The following is an 826-nucleotide window of genomic DNA, read 5'->3' on the forward strand; positions in this document are numbered from 1 at the left end:
CAGACAACACCTTGCAGCGCATGGTTGACCGGGAAGCCAAGCGAGCCGAGGGCAAGGGCGTGGGCTATGACCGCTGGGCGGCAAAGCACAATCTAAAGCAGATGGCGGCTACTGTTACCGCCTACCAGCAGTACGGCTTTTCTTCCCCGGAGGAACTGGACGAAGCCTGTTCTGCCGCCTATGCCGCCATGCAGGAAAGCCTTACAGAGCTGAAGCAGGTGGAAAAGACGCTGAACGGGAAAAAGGAGCTGCAACGGCAGGTACTTGCCTATTCCAAGACCCGCCCTGTCCGGGACGGGCTGAAACAGCAGAAAAACGCCAAAGCAAAAGCAGCCTACCGACAGAAGCACGAAAGCGACTTTATCATAGCAGACGCAGCCGCCCGTTATTTCAAAGAGAACGGTATTTCCAAGCTGCCAAGCTATAAAGCCCTGCAAGCAGAGATTGAAAGCCTTATCAAAGAGAAAAACAGCGGCTACAACGATTACCGGGCAAAACGGGAGGAATACCGCCGCTTACAGACCGTCAAGTGCAATATCGACCAGATTTTACGCCGGGAGCGCAAGCCTGTGAAAAGGCAGGAACAGGAGCGATAAAAACCACCCCAAAATGTACCCGAACCCATACAGAACAAGGGGGCTGCCCCGTACCTTACCCGCAATACCAAAGGATTTTTTAAGGGACTTACAGGGCAGAAAAACCCCGAAAATGATACCGAGATGATACAGAATTACCGCCGATACCGTCACACCAGCGGAAACGGCAGAAAGGAGCGCACCCATGCCAAGAATGAGCAAGAAACGGCGGCTGGAATGGTCTTTTTTCC

At 53.3% G+C, this 826-nt stretch carries 1 pseudogene; it reads left to right on the forward strand.

Going from position 1 to position 826, the window contains the following annotated elements:
• Positions 1-596, forward strand: a pseudogene (locus GPK49_RS13205) (relaxase/mobilization nuclease domain-containing protein); the annotation flags it as partial.
• Between the last annotated feature and the right edge of the window lie 230 nt (positions 597-826).

Origin of the sequence: Clostridium sp. MCC345, from assembly GCF_018785345.1 — a bacterium.
In the GTDB taxonomy this organism is placed as follows: domain Bacteria; phylum Bacillota; class Clostridia; order Lachnospirales; family Anaerotignaceae; genus Anaerotignum_A; species Anaerotignum_A faecicola.